The sequence below is a fragment of the Agromyces sp. NPDC058126 genome (genome assembly GCF_042884595.1).
Taxonomy (GTDB): domain Bacteria; phylum Actinomycetota; class Actinomycetes; order Actinomycetales; family Microbacteriaceae; genus Agromyces.
The window spans coordinates 1-13,924 of sequence record NZ_JBHVTS010000007.1; the positions used below are offsets into that span (position 1 = coordinate 1).

Sequence of the window (13,924 nt, forward strand, 5' to 3'; positions counted from 1 at the left end):
ATCGAGCACGGCGACCACCGAGAGCACCTCGTCGTCGGGGAACCCGCCGTCGACGAGCGCCGTGGCGAGCACGTCGTAACTCTCGATGACGGCGTCATCGGTGATGGTCTTGCCGACGAGCAGCGGCACGATCGCAGGATGCTCGGCGTAGAGGCGGCGCATGCCCTGCATGGTCTCGACGACGATCTCGTCCCACGTGCCGGTCGGCAGCTCGGGGAGGTAGCGACGGCCGAGCCGTCCGCGCACGAGCTCGATGATGCCGTCGCGGCCCTCGATGTGGTTGTAGAGCGACGAGGGCGTGACATCGAGGCTGCGTGCGAGCGCGTTGACCCCGAAGGGAGCGCCCGAGTCGATGAGCTCGATCGCGGCGTCGGCGATGCGGTCGGCCGACAGCAGCGGCACCTTCGGCCTCGCCATGCGCACTCCTCGGGTCGGGCGCTCGGGTTCGAGCAATCAGGTCAGCCTACGCGGATGCCCCGGTGCGGGGTTCCGCGATCCGGCATCTCCATGCATAATAAACGAACACCATTCGTTTAACGCGGCGCCCCGCCGCGTCATCCCCGGCACACCGCAGTGCCCCGATCCCCCACCGGAGCCCCGATGTCGCACTCCGACCTCAGCGCACGCGTCCCCCTGCGCCTGCCCACCGCGACCGCGACCTTCGCGATCGCCATCGCCGGCTACCTCGGCGTCAACCTCTCGCCGTACATGATCACGGCCCTCCAGACTGCGCTCGACGCCGACCTCATCACCGCGAGCTGGATCGTGACCGGCGCCCTCCTCGCCACCGCGATCGTCGGACTCGCGATGGCGCCGCTCTGCGCCGGGCCCCGCCGTCTGCTCGTCGCCCGTGCCGGGCTCGCCCTCGGCGTCGTCGGCTTCGGCGCCGCCGCACTCGTGCCCGAGCCGGGCGTCGTCGTCGGCGGCCTGCTCCTCGGCGGCGCCGGCGCGGGCGGCGCGGTCGCCGCCGCGGGCGCCGCGCTCGCCGCCTTCCGCAACCCCGACCGGGTCGCGGGCTTCAACGGCCTCGCGAACCGCGGCGTCATCACGATCGTGCTCTTCGTCATCCCGCTCATCGGCCTCGCCCCGATCGACGTGTTCGGCGCGCTCGCCCTCTTCAGCCTCATCGGGATCGCCGTGAGCGGCTGGCTGCCCGCCGCACCCGTGCACGCGCCGCGGGCCGGCGCCGCGGTCGCCGAGGCCGTCCCCGTCGAGATCCCGCCGACCGGCGCCGTGCGCGCCCTGCCCGAGCGCAGCCCCGCCACGACCCGCCTCGTCACCATCGCCGGGTTCGCGCTGCTCGTGACGTTCGCGCTCTGGGCCGCGAGCGAGGACTCCCTCTGGGCGATGGCCGGCGCGATGGGCGCCGAGCAGGCCGGCCTCACCGACGCGGGCCTCGGCCTCGCCCTCAGCGGCGCGACCGCCGGCGGGCTCGTCGGCTCGGTGCTGCTCATGATCGTCGGCGACCGATTCGGACGCGCCCTGCCACTCGGCATCCTGCTCGCACTCGGTGGCATCCTGAAGATCGTGGAGGGCTTCACGACCGACGAGACGAGCTTCATCGTCGTCTTCATCGCGTGGAACACGGTCTACGCGCTCGCCTTCATGTACTTCGTCTCGACCTCGGCCGCGCTCGACGCCGACGGCCGCTGGTCGGGCCCGCTGCTCGCCGTCTACCTCGTCGGCTCGAGCCTCACCCCGGTCATCGGGGCGGCGCTCGTCGGGGTGCTCGGCTACCAGGGCTTCGCCGTCGCCCTCGGCATCGCGAGCTTCGTGCTCGCCGTGCCGGCGGTCCTCGTCGCCCGACTGTCCACCCGCCTGCAGCGCGCCGAGGCCGACCCGTCGGCCGGCGCGCGGCCCGAGGCATCCGCCCCCACCCAGGAGGTCACCGCATGAGCCGCACGCTCGTCACGAACGCCCGCATCTTCACCGCGAACCGGCCCGGCGACGGCGCCGAATGGGCGGAGGCGCTCGTCGTCGACGGCGAGACGCTCGCCTACGTCGGCGACGCCGAGTCGGCCGCCCGTGCCGCCGGGGCCGACGCCGAGGTGCTCGACCTCGGCGGGCGGCTCGTGATGCCCGGCTTCCTCGACGTGCACACGCACCTGCACATGCTCGGCGACGCGCTCGGCCGAGTGCAGCTGCGCGACGCCCGCGACCTCGGCGAGATCCAGGCGCGCCTCCGCGGGGGCCGCGACGCCGACCCCGAGGCGGCGCGCCTCCTCGGCGTCTCCTGGCTGTTCGACTCGGTGCCGGGCGGCGCGCCCACCCGGCAGATGATCGACGAGGTCGTCGCCGACGTGCCCGTCTACCTCGACGCGAACGACCTGCACTCGACCTGGGTGAACACGGCCGCACTCGCCGAGCTCGGCATCACCCGCGACACCCCCGACCCGATCGGCGGGCGCATCGGGCGCGACGCCGACGGCGAGCCCGACGGCATGCTCTACGAGACGGCGACGCAGTACTTCGTGTGGCGGTTCCTCGCCGAGCAGGCGACCGACACCGACCGCGACGCCGCCGTCGAACGCGCCCTCGACGCCTACCTCGCGGCCGGCGTCACCGGCGCCGCCGACATGGCGTTCGGCGAGCACGAGCTCGCCTCGATCGAACGCGTCGTCGCACGGCGCGGCGGCGAGCTGCCCTTCCACCTCGTCGCGTACTGGCTCATCGACAACACCGGCGACGACGCGCAGAACCTCGCGCAGGTCGCGCGCGCGGCCGAGCTCGCGCAGCGGACGGACGCCCCGGTGCGCGTCGTCGGGATCAAGCTCATCACCGACGGGGTGATCGACGCGTGCACCGCCGCGATGAAGGAGCCCTACGCCGACGGCTCGAACGAGGACCCGATCTGGCCGTACGCGCAGATGGCCCCGGTCGTCGCCGCCGCCGATGCCGCAGGGCTGCAGATCGCCCTGCACGCGATCGGCGACCTCGCGAGCGAGTCGGCGCTCGACGCCCTCGAGCACGCCGCGCAGGTGAACGGCGACCGACCCCGGCGCCACCGCATCGAGCACCTCGAGTACGCCGCCCCCAGCACCGCCGAACGCATGGCCCGGCTCGGCGTCACCGCCTCGATGCAGCCCGTGCACTGCGACCCCGCCGTCATGGACAACTGGATCGCGCAGCTCGGCGACGCCCGTGCCGACCGCGGCTTCGCCTGGAGCGAGTACCGCGACGCCGGGGCGCTGCTCGCGTTCTCGACCGACGCGCCGACCGCCCCGCACGAGGCGCTCGCGAACCTCTACATCGCCGCGACCCGGCGCTCGGCGCTCGACCCCTCGCTCGAGGCGCTGACGCCGCAGTACGCGCTGCCGCTCGGCGAGGCCGTCGGGCACGCGACCCGCGACGCGGCCGCGTCGATCCGCGAGGAGCACGTGCGGGGGCGCCTCGCCGAGGGGCTCGCCGCCGACTTCGCCGTGCTCGACGCCGACCCGTTCGCCGAGGGCGACGCGGCGCTGCTCCAGGCCCGGGTCATCCGCACCGTCGTCGCCGGCCGCACCGCCTACGAGGCGTAGGCGCGCGCACCCGCCCGACCGAACACGAACGAGGCCGCCCCCTGGTGTCGCAGGGGGCGGCCTCGTCATACGTACGGAGGGGACGCGGGCGTCACTCCTCCGCGACCGCGCGCGAGAGCGTCTCGCCGCGGAAGTAGGCCGGGCGCTTCCAGCGCTGCCAGAACATGATGACGACACCCGTGAGCAGGATCACCATGCCGAGCACGAACACGAGTCCGACGCCGCCGATGTTCGAGCCCGAACCGTACTCGGGGTCCATGCTGTCGATGAGCGTCGTGAAGAACAGCACCGACAGGATGAGCCCGCCGAGGAACGGCGCGAACAGGCGGAAGAAGAAGTCGCGGCCCGAGCGGAACCAGGTCTTGCGGAAGTACCAGACGCACGCGAACGCCGTGATGCCGTAGTAGAAGCAGATCATCATGCCGAGCGTCGTGATCGTGTCCCACAGCACGTCCTCGCTGACGAAGCGCATGACCGTGTAGAACACGGCCGCGACGATCGCCGCGACGACGGTCGCGTAGCCGGGCGTGAAGAAGCGCGGGCTCACGCGCGCGAACTTCTCGGGCAGGGCGCCGTAGTGGCCCATCGCGAGCAGCGTGCGCGCGGGCGACACGAAGGTCGACTGCAGCGACGCCGCCGAGCTCGACAGCACCGCGAGCGACATGAGGATCGCGAGCGGGCCGAGGATGGGGCCCGCGAGGTAGAAGAACGCGTTCTCCTGGATCGCCTCGTTGCCGAGGCCGACGCCCTCGGTGCCCACGCCCGCGAAGGCGAGCGAACCCATGGCGACGAAGAGGTAGATCGCGACGACGATCGTGACGGTGAGGGTCGCCGCCTTGCCCGGCGTGGTGCGCGAGCCCTTCGTCTCCTCGTTCATCGTGAGCGTGACGTCCCAACCCCAGAACACGAACAGCGAGACCGAGAGGCCCGCGACGACGGCCGAGAACGAGCCGATCTCGAAGGGGTTGAACCAGCTGAGCTCGACCGGCGTCGCGTCGAACGCGGTGCCGTTCGCGACGTGGATGAACGCCGCGACGCCGAAGCCGATCATGACGAGCAGCTGGAACCCGACGAGCCAGTACTGCACCTTCTGCGTCGTCTGCATGTCGCGGTACGAGATGAGCGTCGCCCCGAGGATGAAGACGAGGCACGTGGCGACGTTCACGAACGGGTTGCCGACGAGGTCGGCGACCGCCGCGGCATCCCCGCCGAAGAACCCGACCACCTGCGAGACCGCGAGGTAGAAGAACTCGACCGCGATGCCCGCGAGGTTCGAGAGCACGACGACGGTCGCCGCGATGAGCCCCCAGCCGCCCATCCAGCCGAGCCACGGGCCGAAGGCCCGGGTCGCCCAGGTGAACGAGGTGCCCGAGTCGGGCATCGCGCTGTTGAGCTCGCGGTAGCCGAAGGCGACGAGCAGCATCGGGATGAACCCGAGCAGGAAGATCGCGGGCAGCTGCGTGCCGACCTCGGCGACGGTCGGCCCGAGCGCGCCCGTCAGCGTGTACGCGGGCGCGATGCACGAGATGCCGATGACGATCGCGCCGATCAGGCCGACCGATCCGGCCGACAGGCCCTTTTTCGAGAGGCCCGGGTCGGCGCCGTCGACCATGGCGCTCGCCGTGGTGAGCGGCGCGTGCGGCTCGGTGTGGTGTTCGTGGGGATGCGTCATCGCAATGTCTTTCAGTTCTCGGGTCGCGGCACGACGATCATCGGGACCGGCAGCTCGCGGAGCATCTTCGAGCCGGTGGACCCGAGGAAGAGGCGGCTCGGGGTCGCGAGCCTGCTCGAGCCGACGAGCACGATCTCGCCCGCGTGCCAGTCGAGCCCGCGCACCGACTCCTCGATCGAGGAGCCGGTCGCGGTGGAGACGGTCGCCTCGACGCCCGCGGGCAGCGCCCGCTGCGCCTCGACGAGCACCTCGTCGGCGTGGGCGGTCGACGTGAGGTCGGCGAGCTCCTCGTCCATGCCGGAGGGCAGGTCGATCGGAACGAGCGAGAGGAGGCGCAGCGGCGCGTGGGTCGCACGGCCGAGGCGCACGGATGCCTCGAGCACGGCGCTCGCCCCGGCGCGCAGGCCGATCGCCGCGGTGATGCGGGTGACGCCGAGCGACGTCGGCACCTCGCGCGAGCCCGCGGGGGCGAGTGCGACCGGGACATCCGAGGCGTGCAGCAGCGCGCTCGCGACCGAACCGATGCGCGAACGCCCGAGCGAGGCGCCGCGGGCCGAGCCGACCACGATGAGCGACGCGCCGAACTCGTGCGCGGCCTCGACGAGGCCCTCGGCGAACGACTCCGCGTAGCGGATGTGCAGCGACTGGGCGATGTCGTCGCCGATCTTCGCGCTCGCCTCGGTGAGCCAGCGCTGCGAGCGCTCCTTGACGTGCCGTTCGTAGCCGGGGTCGCGGGGCACGACGCCGCCGCGGGCCTCGATCGGCAGGATCATGACGACCTCGAGGAAGGCCTCGGTCGCCCCGGCGAGCCGGGCGCCGAACGCGAGCGCGTCGGCACCCGAGTCGTCGGCCGTGTAGCCGACGACGATGCGGATCGGTTCGGACATGCTGGAGACTCCGCTCAGCTCGCGAGACTCTGCTCGTTGAGAATCTGCTCGGCGACGAGGCGGCCCATGCGGATCGCGCCGTCGACGTGCTGGTAGCCCTTGCCCGCCATGTCGGAGCAGGCGAAGTGGATCGGGCCGACGTTCTTGCGCAGGTCGGCGCCGTAGCGGGCGAGGCCGCCCATGTCGAAGCTCGCCGCGTACGCGCCGCGGGTCCACTCCTCGCTGCCCCAGTCGCTCTCGTAGTAGACGACGGGGTTGAGCGCCTCGGGGCCGTAGTAGTGCGAGAGCGACTCGAGGATCGCAGCCTTCCGCTCCTCGGCGGAGAGCGTGAAGACGCCGTCGGCCTCCTCGTCGGAGACGAAGCCGACGAGGGTGCCGCGGGTGTCGCCGTGGTTCGTGTTGTCGTACGCCTCGTGCGAGAGCTCGTAGGGGCTGAACGCGGTGCCCGACAGGCCCTGCTCGCGCCAGAACGGCGTCTCGTAGACGGCGTGCACCTTGATGACGAAGCCCATCGAGAGGTGCTGGTGGAGCTGGTGCTGGCGGCGGGGCAGCGGCGGCTCGTACGAGATGCGGCTGTAGAGGATCGGCGGCACGGCGAGGACGACGCGCTTCGCGTGCACCTCGATCGAGTCGGTGACGGCGACGACGCCCTCGTCGAGGTTGTCGGGGTTCCAGCGGAGCTTGCGCACCGGCTGGTTCAGGCGCACCGCGTCGCCGAGCTTCGCGGCGAGGCCGAGCGGCACCTGCTGGAGGCCGCCGACGACGCGCGCGTCGAGGATGAAGTCGGCGTCGACGAGGTTCGAGAACGAACCGGCCGAGGCGGCCATGAGCAGGGCCTGCAGGGCGCTGAACGCGTGGGTCGGCTTCGTGAGCATCGCGCCGGCGATGAACATGCCGATGTTGAGCTTGGCCTCTTCGTCGTCGGTCTGCGTGCCGAGCCACTCGGCGAACGAGATCTCGTCGAGCTCCTTCGCGCGCGGGTGCGCCCAGGGGGCGTCGGGGTCGATCTCGGCGACGAGGGCGTCGAGCTTCTCGATGAGGCCGACGATCTCGCCCTCGGTCTTCGCCGGGACCGGGAAGATCTCGCCCTCGAAGAGGCGCCGCTCGCCGTCCTCGGCGATGTAGACGTTCTTGCCCTCGCGGTAGCGCGTGTAGGTCTCGAGGCCGAGCTCGGCGAGCGTCTCGATCAGGGCGTCCTGGTCGGGCGAGACCCACTGGCCGCCGATCTCGAGCATGGCGCCGTCGACGTCGCCGGTCCAGAGGCGCCCGCCGACGCGGTCGCGGGCCTCGAGCACGACGACCGATTCGCCGGCGTCCTTCAGCTTGTTGGCGGCGGTGAGGCCTGCGGCCCCCGCGCCGACGATCACGACGTCGGTCTCGATGCGTTCCATGGTCTACTTCGCTTCGCTTTCGATTGCAGTTCGTTGGGCTCGCGCCCGAAAAGAGGCGAGCGGATGCCACGGGCTCAGCCGGTGGCATCCGCTCGCATCGTTCAGCTCACCGGGATGAGCGTGTACTTGGTGTCGAGGTACTCGTGGATGCCCTCCGCGCCGCCCTCGCGGCCGATGCCCGACTGCTTGATGCCGCCGAAGGGGGCCGCCGCGTTCGAGACGAGGCCGGTGTTGAGGCCCATCATGCCCGTGGCGAGCTTCTCGATCATGCGCTGGCCGCGCGCGAGGTCCTGCGTGAAGACGTAGGAGACGAGGCCGTACTCGGTGTCGTTGGCGAGGCGCACGGCCTCGTCCTCCGTCGAGAAGGTGGTGATGCCGAGCACCGGGCCGAAGATCTCCTCCTTGAGGAGGCGGGCGTCGGCCGAGACGTCGCCGAGCACGGTGGGCGCGTAGAACGTGCCCGCGCCGCTGATGACGGTGCCGCCGGTGAGGATCTTCGCGCCCTTGCCGACCGCGTCCTGCACGAGCTCGTCGGTCGTCGCGACCGCCTTGTCGTCGATCAGCGGGCCGATGTTGACGCCGTCCTCGGTGCCGCGGCCGACCGAGAAGCCGGCGACGCGCTCGGCGACGCGCTTCGAGAACTCGGCGGCGACCGACTCGTGCACGATGAAGCGGTTGGCCGCGGTGCACGCCTGGCCGATGTTGCGGAACTTCGCGAGCATCGCGCCGTCGACCGCCTTGTCGAGGTCGGCGTCGCCGAACACGACGAACGGGGCGTTGCCGCCGAGCTCCATCGAGGTGCGCAGGATGCCGGTGGCGGCCTGCTTCATGAGGGCGCGGCCGACGCCGGTCGAGCCGGTGAAGCTGAGCTTGCGGAGGCGCGGGTCCTCGATGATCGGGCCCGAGACGGCCGAGGAGGTCGAGGTCGCGATGACGTTCACGACGCCCTTGGGCAGGCCCACCTCTTCGAGCAGCTGCACGAACGCGATCGTCGTGAGCGGCGTGAGTGCCGGGGGCTTGATGACGACGGTGCAGCCGGCCGCGAGCGCGGGCGCGATCTTGCGGGTCGCCATCGCGAGCGGGAAGTTCCACGGGGTGATGAAGAACGAGGGGCCGACGGGGCGCTGCGAGACGACCATGTGGCCGGTGCCCTCGGGGTTCAGGCCGTAGCGGCCCGAGATGCGCACGGCCTCCTCGCTGAACCAGCGGAGGAACTCGCCGCCGTAGGCGACCTCGCCGCGGGCCTCGGCGAGCGGCTTGCCCATCTCGAGGGTCATGAGGAGCGCGAACTCCTCCTTGCGCTCCTGCAGCAGGTCGAAAGCGCGGCGCAGCAGTTCGCCGCGGACGCGGGGCGCGGTGGCGGCCCACTCGTCCTGCGCGGCGACGGCCGCGTCGAGCGCCTTGAGGCCGTCGGCGACCGAGGCGTCGGCGATCTCCTTGATGGTGTCGCCGGTGGCGGGGTCGATGACGGCGAGGGTCTTGCCGCCCTCGGCCGGCACCCACTCGCCGGCGATGAAGAGGCCGGTCTCGACCTTGTCGAGCACCGTGGCTTCAAGCGTTGCGTTCGTCATGTGTGACTTTCCCGTTCGATGGTTCGTGCAGTTCGTGCGGAGTGCTGCGGGTCCGGATGCCTCCGAGTCGCCCGATCCCGCATGGAGCGGGCGACTCGGGGAGGAAGTTGTCGGATCAGGGATAGAGGCCGCGCAGCTTGTGCGCTTCGGCGACGCGCTCGACCGCGAGCGCGGTGGCGGCGGTGCGGAGCGACAGGCCCCGCGAGGTCGCGTAGCCGAGCACGTGCTGCCACGCGCTGAGCATCCGCTCCTCCAGTCTGGCCTCGACTTCGTCGACGCGCCACCAGTAGGCCTGGTTCGCCTGCACCCACTCGAAGTAGGAGACGATCACGCCGCCGGCGTTCGCGAGGATGTCGGGCACCACGAGGATGCCGCGCTCGCGCATGATGCGGTCGGCCGCCGGCGTCGTGGGGCCGTTGGCGCCCTCGACGATGACCTTGGCCCGCACCTGTGCCGCGTTGCCCTCGTGCAGCACGCCCTCGACGGCGGCCGGCACGAGCAGGTCGACCTCGAGCTCGAGCAGGGCGGCGCCGTCGAGCGCCTCGGCGCCGGCGAAGCCGACGACCGCACCGGTCGCGCGGACGTGGGCGCTGAGCGCCTCGATGTCGAGGCCGGCGCCGTTGTACACGGCGCCGTACTGGTCGCTCACGGCCTGCACGGTGACGCCCGCCTCGGTGAGGAACCGCGCGGCATCCGCACCGACCTTGCCGAAGCCCTGCACGGCCGCGGTGGCCTGCGACTGGGTGATGCCGGCGTGGCGGAGGGCGGCGAGCGCGATGTGCGTGACCCCACGCGACGTCGCGCTCGCGCGCCCCTGTGATCCGCCGAGCGCGATGGGCTTGCCGGTCACGATGCCGGGCACGGTGAAGCCGGAGTTCACGGAGTAGGTGTCCATGATCCAGGCCATCGTCTGCTCGTCGGTGCCGATGTCGGGCGCAGGGATGTCGCGCTCCGGGCCGATGATCGGCAGGATCTCGCTCGTGTAGCGACGGGTCACGCGCTCGAGCTCGGCCTTGGAGTGCTCGCGGGGGTCGATCGCGATGCCGCCCTTCGCGCCGCCGTACGGCACGTCGAGCAGGGCGCACTTCCAGGTCATCCACATGGCGAGCGCCCGCACCTCGTCGATGTCGACGTTCGGCGCGTAGCGCAGGCCGCCCTTGGCGGGGCCGCGGCTGAAGTTGTGCTGCACGCGGTAGCCGGTGAACAGCACGGTCTCGCCCGAGTCGCGGCGCAGCGGCACCGCGACCGTCAGCTCGCGACGCGGGGTCGCGAGCATCTGGTGGGTGCCCTCGGAGAAGCCGAGCAGGCCGATGGCCTCGGCCAGCTGCGAGCGGGCGTCGTCGAGCGGGGTCGCTATGGGGGCTGCGTGCGGGGCGACGACGTTGTCGATCACGGTGCTCATGCCTGCTTGAGACCCTCCGCGATCACGCCGAGGCCCTCGATGAGGAGCTCGTCGGAGATCGTGAGCGGCGGCAGGAAGCGGACCACGTTGCCGTAGGTGCCGCAGGTGAGCAGGATCACGCCGTGCTCGTGCGCGTACTTCGCGACCTTGCCGGTGAGGGCCGCGTCGGGGGCGCCGGTGGCGGGGTCGACGAGCTCGATCGCGACCATGGCACCGCGGCCGCGGACGTCGCCGATGCGCGGGTCGGCCGTGCGGAGCGCGTTGAGGCGGCCGATGAGCACCGAGCCGATCTCCTTGGCGCGCTCGATGAGGCCGTCCTCTTCGTAGGTCTCGATCGTGGCGAGCGCGGCGGCGCAGGCGAGCGGCGAGCCCGTGTAGGTGCCGCCGAGGCCGCCGGCCATCGCGGAGTCCATGATCTCGGCGCGACCGGTGACGGCCGACAGCGGCAGGCCGCCGGCGATGCCCTTGGCGGTGACGATGACGTCGGGCACGATGCCCTCGTGCTCGCTCGCGAACCAGGCGCCCGTGCGGGCGAAGCCGGTCTGCACCTCGTCGGCGATGAAGACGACGCCGTTCGCGTTCGCCCACTCGACGAGCGCGGCGAGGAAGCCGGTGGCGGGCACGATGAAGCCGCCCTCGCCCTGGATGGGCTCGATGATGATCGCGGCGAGGTTCTCGACGCCGACCTGCTTCTCGATCTGGAGGATCGCGCGGGCCGCGGCCTCACGGCCGTCGAGGCCGCCGTCGCGGAACGGGTAGCTGAGGGGGGCGCGGTACACCTCGGGGGCGAACGGGCCGAAGCCGCTCTTGTACGGGATGTTCTTCGCGGTGAGCCCCATGGTGAGGTTCGTGCGGCCGTGGTAGGCGTGGTCGAACGCGACGACGGCCTGCTTCTTCGTGTAGTGGCGGGCGATCTTGATCGCGTTCTCGACGGCCTCGGCGCCCGAGTTGAACAGCGCCGAGCGCTTCTCGTGGTCACCGGGGGTGAGCTCGTTGAGCTTCTCGGCGACGGCGACGTAGCCCTCGTAGGGGGCGACGGTGAAGCAGGTGTGGGTGAAGGCGTTCAGCTGCGCCGCGACGGCGTCGACGACGCGCGGGGCCGAGTTGCCGACACCGGTGACGGCGATGCCCGAGCCGAGGTCGATGAGCGAGTTGCCGTCGGCGTCGACGACCACGCCGCCGCCTGCGGCGACGACCGAGATGGGCAGGGTGTGGCCGACGCCGGCGGCGACGGCCTGCGCCTTGCGGGCGATGAGCTCCTGCGAGCGGGGGCCGGGGATGGCCGTGACGAGACGGCGCTCCTGAGCGAGTGCGGGGCCGCCGGGGATGGTGGTGGCCGGGGTGTCGACGAGGGTCATAGCTGCTCCGATGCAATGTGACGACGGTGGCTGATGCGTCGATGGTAGGTCGGGCAGCACGGATGCCTCGACGCCCGTGTGTACATGAAGCATCCCTTTCTTGGACGCCGCGTACAATATCGGCGCACACGTCGCGCGCCACCCCGCGGCATCCGGTCGCCGCGAACAGGACGAGCCGGTCGGCACCCCTGCTCACGGGGGTGCCGACCGGCTCGTCCTGTCGGAGTCGGCGTCAGCGGCCGGCGAGCTCCTTCTGCTCCTCGATCTCCTGCGCCGCGACGGCACGCGTCGCGGGCGCCGGCGGGTCGTTCGGCGCGGCGGCCGCTCTGGCGCCGAGGCCGGGGATCGCCGAGCGACGTCGCGCCCGGCCGATCGCGCGCAGCGACACCGCCCACTGCAGCCCGTAGCCGATCAGGAACACCAGCAGCGTGAAGATCAGCGCCATCGCCGCACCCTGGTCGGGCTGGTAGAGCTGCGCCGAGCGCGGGCTGATCATGGCGTACATGTACACCGACAGCGGCCGCGACTCGGGCGTCGCGAGGAACGCCGGCAGCGTGAACTCGTTCGTGCCGAGGATGAACATCTGGATCCACACGGCGAACACCGTGGGCATCAGCAGCGGCACCACCACCCGGCGGAAGCCCTCGAGCGGGCTCGCGCCGCTCACGACCGCGGCCTCCTCGAGCTCCTTGCGGATCTGCAGCGTCGCGCTGTAGCCCGAGCGGTAGGCGATCGACACCCGGTACGAGTACGCGATCACGAGCGCCGCGATCGTGCCCGCGAGCGGGATCATGGGGTTGATCACGAGGAAGGTGAGGAACATCGCGAAGCCCGCGATGACCGCCGGGATCGCGACCGACGACGAGGCGAAGAGGTCCATGGCCCTCGACCCCGGGGTGCGGCGGCCGCGCGCGATGCCGTAGGCGAGCACCGTCGCCGCGACGCACGCGATCGTCGCGCTGGCACCCGCGATGAGCAGCGTGCGCCCGAGCGAGGCCCAGAACTCGCCGTCGGCGAGCACCTCGCCGAAGGCGGTGAAGTGCGTCTGCGTGGCGAGCGCCTCGAACGAGAACGCGATCGGGTACGGGGTGATCGCCGACCAGAGCAGGGCGAACATCGGCAGGACGGCGGTGAGCAGCACGAAGACGAAGATCGCGACGAGTACCGGCGCCTTCCAGGCGCCGAGCTTCATGGTCGTCGGCCGGAACCCCTTGCCCGAGATCGAGGCGCGGCGCTCGGCGCTGCGGGTCGCACGGAGGTAGATCACGAAGGCGATCGTCGTGATCACGAGGAACACGCAGCCCCACGCCGCGGCGAGCCCGTACTGCGGCAGTTCGCCGGCTCCCGCGCTGATGAGGTTCCAGAGCTTCAGGGCGAAGATGTTCTTGCCCGCCTCCTGGCCGAAGAGGAGCGGGATCTCGAGGCTGCCGAGCCCGAGGATGCCGGTGAGCACGGCGACGCCGAGCAGGCCCGGCCAGAGCATCGGCAGGGTCACCCGCCGGAGGGTCTGCCCCCACGACGCGCCCGACACCCGCGCCGACTCCTCGAGCGAGCCGTCCATCGAGGTGAGGATCGGCACGATCATGAGGAACGGGAACGTCACGTTCGTGAGCGACTGCACGACGGTCATCGTCGCGAACGAGTACGGGTCGATGACGAGATCGCCGGGCAGCAGCCGCAGCAGCTGGTTCAGCACGCCCGACTCGGGCGAGAGCATGAGCTGGTACGCCTGCGCCTTGACGATGGGCGGGATGATGAACGGCACCACGACGAGCACCGAGATCACCCGCCGGAACGGCACGTCGGTGCGCACCGTGACCCACGCGAGGCCGAAGGCGAGCAGCAGCGAGATGATCGTCGAGCCGCCCACGAAGACGGCGGTCGAGCCGAGCACCGACCAGAAGTCCTCGCGCAGCTCCCAGAGGGTGACGAAGTTGTCGACCGACCACTTCGCGCTCGACACGCCGAACGGCAGGAACGGACCACGGAACGCCGTGATGACCTGCACGGCCAGCGGGATCGCGAGGAGGAGGGTGATCACCGCTCCCGCGACGATCGTCGCGATCTTCATTCCGGTCGGCCGGGTCCGCCCGGCCGTCGTGGTCCGTCCTGCCGTCGACATGCG

Annotated in this window: 10 protein-coding genes; 2 read left to right on the forward strand and 8 right to left on the reverse strand. The window is 71.5% G+C overall.

Annotated features, from left to right (window positions below; translation table 11 throughout):
• Positions 1-417, reverse strand: a 417-nt coding sequence (locus ACFVTR_RS17880; protein ID WP_387039516.1) for a TetR/AcrR family transcriptional regulator, incomplete at its 3' end; no start/stop codon positions are given.
• A 183-nt stretch (positions 418-600) separates the two neighbouring features.
• On the opposite strand from ACFVTR_RS17880, the gene ACFVTR_RS17885 reads away from it, so the two are divergent.
• Both ACFVTR_RS17885 and ACFVTR_RS17890 read left to right on the forward strand, forming a co-directional pair.
• On the forward strand, positions 601-1,896 hold the full coding sequence (locus ACFVTR_RS17885) for an MFS transporter (protein ID WP_387039517.1): 1,296 nt from the start codon (positions 601-603) through the stop codon (positions 1,894-1,896).
• Positions 1,893-3,518, forward strand: coding sequence for an amidohydrolase (locus ACFVTR_RS17890; protein ID WP_387039519.1), 1,626 nt, complete (start codon positions 1,893-1,895; stop codon positions 3,516-3,518). The genes ACFVTR_RS17885 and ACFVTR_RS17890 overlap by 4 nt, the downstream gene beginning before the upstream one ends.
• A gap of 91 nt (positions 3,519-3,609) precedes the next feature.
• Here ACFVTR_RS17890 and ACFVTR_RS17895 read toward each other — a convergent pair whose 3' ends face one another.
• From ACFVTR_RS17895 to ACFVTR_RS17925, 7 genes are all read right to left on the reverse strand, one after another.
• On the reverse strand, positions 3,610-5,130 hold the full coding sequence (locus ACFVTR_RS17895; RefSeq protein ID WP_387039756.1) for an APC family permease: 1,521 nt from the start codon (positions 5,128-5,130) through the stop codon (positions 3,610-3,612).
• A 71-nt stretch (positions 5,131-5,201) separates the two neighbouring features.
• Positions 5,202-6,077 (reverse strand): universal stress protein, encoded by an 876-nt coding sequence (locus tag ACFVTR_RS17900; RefSeq protein WP_387039521.1) that lies wholly within the window; start codon positions 6,075-6,077, stop codon positions 5,202-5,204.
• 14 nt (positions 6,078-6,091) lie between these two features.
• Entirely contained in the window at positions 6,092-7,468 is a 1,377-nt protein-coding gene (locus ACFVTR_RS17905) for a flavin monoamine oxidase family protein (RefSeq protein ID WP_376941728.1), read from the reverse strand.
• Positions 7,469-7,569: 101 nt separating this feature from the next.
• Entirely contained in the window at positions 7,570-9,039 is a 1,470-nt protein-coding gene (locus ACFVTR_RS17910; protein ID WP_387039522.1) for an NAD-dependent succinate-semialdehyde dehydrogenase, read from the reverse strand.
• A 115-nt stretch (positions 9,040-9,154) separates the two neighbouring features.
• A complete protein-coding gene (locus ACFVTR_RS17915) occupies positions 9,155-10,441 on the reverse strand; it encodes a Glu/Leu/Phe/Val dehydrogenase (protein WP_387039524.1) in 1,287 nt (428 codons plus the stop codon).
• A complete protein-coding gene (gabT, locus tag ACFVTR_RS17920; protein ID WP_387039526.1) occupies positions 10,438-11,799 on the reverse strand; it encodes a 4-aminobutyrate--2-oxoglutarate transaminase in 1,362 nt (453 codons plus the stop codon). The genes ACFVTR_RS17915 and gabT overlap by 4 nt, the downstream gene beginning before the upstream one ends.
• Before the next feature lie 232 nt (positions 11,800-12,031).
• Positions 12,032-13,921, reverse strand: a complete 1,890-nt coding sequence (locus ACFVTR_RS17925) for an ABC transporter permease (protein WP_387039528.1) — start codon at positions 13,919-13,921, stop codon at positions 12,032-12,034.
• Positions 13,922-13,924: the final 3 nt, after the last annotated feature.